1 protein-coding gene and 1 pseudogene are annotated in these 2,847 nt (G+C 70.5%); both read right to left on the bottom strand.

Translation table 11 applies throughout. The features are described 5' to 3' along the window. A partial coding sequence (locus ACLEQD_RS40605; RefSeq protein WP_410391290.1) for a 5'-3' exonuclease H3TH domain-containing protein occupies positions 1 to 1,395 on the bottom strand: 1,395 nt, incomplete at its 3' end. 59 nt (positions 1,396 to 1,454) lie between these two features. Continuing rightward, a pseudogene (locus ACLEQD_RS40600) lies at positions 1,455 to 2,847 on the bottom strand (FHA domain-containing protein); the annotation flags it as partial.

Below are 2,847 nucleotides of genomic sequence, written 5' to 3'. Positions count from 1 at the left end.
TCCGGCCCGTGGTCCGCCAGCGCCCGCCCTTCTTTCCTCCCACCGACGCGGCAGCGCGGGCAGCTCCGAGCGCAGCCGCTCGCGCGCCAGGTCCTCCAGCGCGTGCTCCCGGCGCGAAGGGTTGAGCAGGTAGCTGAGCAGCTCCACGTCGTCGTGCGCGCCCCCCAGCGTCAGCCCCTCGTTGGCCAGCACCAGCGTGAGCGCCTTGAGGTCATGGCCGCCCTTCTTCACCGCCGCGTCCGCGAGCACGTCCTTCATCACCGCGCTGAAGGCCGCCGCCGGCACCTGCGTCGCGCCCAGCTGCTGGTGCCGCAGGGGCACGTAGCGCGTATTTCCGTCCGGCAGCGCCACGCCCAGGCCCACCAGCGGCGCCGCGAAGGGCATGCCCTCGAAGGCGGGTACCAGCGTGAGCGCCCCGCCGGCCTTCGCCGCGTCCGCCAGCGCCTTCAGCTCCTCCTCGGTGGTGACCAGCGTGGTGGTGACGGCGAGCGGCGCCACGTCCGGGCGGGCCGCGGGCTCCTCCGCCGGCAGGTCGCGCAGGAGCGCGAAGAACTCCAGCTCCGTGAACAAGTCCCGCGCGCGCGTGGAGTCCGGAGGGCGGCGGGCCAGGTCGTCCAGCTTCACGCCCAGGGGCAGCCCGGTGTTGAAGGTCACGAGCTGCTTGGCGCGCACCAGGCTGTCGCGGTGGGACTCCAGCGCCGCGCGGATCTTCGGCTTCTTCACCTCCTCCACGCGCGAGAGCAGCGTCTCCACGTCGCCGAACTGGTGGAGCAGCTCCACCGCCGTCTTGTCGCCCACGCCCGGCACCTTGGCGACGTTGTCCACCGCGTCGCCCACCAGGGCCAGGAAGTCGCGCACCTGCTTGGGCAGGATGCCCATCTTCTCCTGCACGTCCGCGACGCCGATGCGCTTGTTCTTCGCGGGGTCGAAGAGGGTGATGTCCTCGTCGACGATCTGCATGAAGTCCTTGTCGCTGGTGATGACCAGGACCTGGAACCCTTCGGCCTTCGCCTGGAGCGCCAGCGTGCCAATGACGTCGTCCGCCTCCCAGCCCTCCGCGTCCAGCGAGGGCAGGTTCAGCACGTCCCCCACCTTGCGGATGAGCGGGAACTGGGGCGTCAGGTCCTCCGGCGGCGCCTTGCGGTTCGCCTTGTACGTGGGGTCGATCTTCTGACGCTCCACGCGGCCCGACTTGTCGAACGCCAGCGCCACGTGCGTGGGCTTCAGCTCCTGCAGGGCCTTGAGCACCATGCGGGTGAAGCCCAGCACCGCGTTGGTGGGCACCCCCTTGCTCGTCGTGAGCGGGGGGATGGCGTGGTAGGCGCGGAAGATGAAGCCGGAGGCGTCGAAGAGCGCCAGGCGGCGCTCGGAGCGCGGGGGGCTGGTGTCGGCCATCCCCCGTCCCTAGCGCGCCTCCCGCTCCCTGTCCACGAAGCCCCGCACGAGAGCGCCGCTCAGCGGCACTTCATCTCGGCCTTCTTCGCGGCCACCTGCTCCGCGATGCCGTCACCCGGCACGGCGTAGTCCTCCACCGTCGCCAGGTCCGAACAGTCGCCCACCGCGGACAGCGCGTTCAGCGCCTGCGTGGAGCAGAAGGCCACCACGCGGTTGAGGTCCGTGTTGCCCTTGTAGAAGTCGAAGCCCAGCTTCCAGATGCGGCAGCCGCGGCGGCGGTCCTCGCGGTCGGCGAAGTGCTTGCCGCGCAGGTAGGCCGCGTTCGCCATGTCCTGGAAGATGTTCTTCCGGTAGAAGGACACGTGAGACTCCGCGAGCTCCGCCATGATGCGCTTGTCCGTCGCCAGCGCCTCCTTGAACGGGGCCACCGCGCGCTCGGGGTCCTCGTTGGTGAGCGCGCTCTCGCCCGTCTTGAAGAGCTGATCCACGTTGGACACGTCGCGGATGAGCTCGTCCGCCAGCGAGTGGAACTCCGCCTGGTCCACCTTCGCGCGCAGCTTCTGCAGCGTCGCCACGGACTCGCTGCCGCGGCCGGTCCAGTAGTCCATCATCGCCGCCTGGACCAGCTTCGGGGCGTAGCGCTTGGTGAACATGGCGCGCACCTCGCTGGCCTGATCCGGGCCCAGCTCATCCGCCGCCAGGATGTCGGACACCGGGCACGTCCACGGCGGGGCGTTGCGGTCCACCCGCGTGCGGGCGATGAGGAACTTCACGAACATGGCGTCCTTGGGGCGCCAGTCGTTCCTGCGCAGGCGGCCCTCCAGGCGGAGCGTCTGTCCGATGGGCGGCTCCAGGTCCTCCTTGCTCTGCTTCTGGCACCACACCTCCATGTACTCCTGGCAGCGCGGCACCGCGGGCCTCCACTGCGAGTTGTTCAGGTAGCGCTTGCAGTCGTCCTTCGCGCGCTCCACGAACTGCTCGGCCGTCTCCCGCGCCTTGGAGCGGGCGCGGCGGAAGTACTCGCTCTCCTTCGGAATCTTGCGCAGCAGCGTCAGCGCTTCCTTCTCGCGGTTGAGCTCGATGGCCTTCTTCGCGGCCTCGAAGTTGCCGAAGGCCTCCTTCTCCAGCTTGATGCGCCGCACGAGGGTGTTCGCCTCGGCGTTGATGGGGTCCATGTCCAGCGCCTGCTCGCACGTGGCCTCGGCGCGGTCCCAGTTGGGGGCGCCCATCTCGGTGGAGGCGTAGGAGCGGCACTCGCTGAGCAGCTCCTGCACCTGCTGCGCGGGATCCAACGGCGCGGCCGGACCGGCCTTCTGGGCCTTCTGGGGAGCCCCGACGGAGGTCTTCACCACCGCCGCCACCGCCAGCAGGGCCACCACGCCGCCCGCGACCACCAGCAGCTTGCGCTTGTTGTCCGCCGCGGGCGCCGCGCGGCTGCCGCGGCGGGGCGGC

The sequence above is a fragment of the Corallococcus sp. 4LFB genome, assembly GCF_046520365.1.
GTDB lineage: Bacteria > Myxococcota > Myxococcia > Myxococcales > Myxococcaceae > Corallococcus > Corallococcus caeni.
Note: the sequence above shows the minus strand (reverse complement) of the source record. Positions and strands in the feature narration are given on the sequence as shown.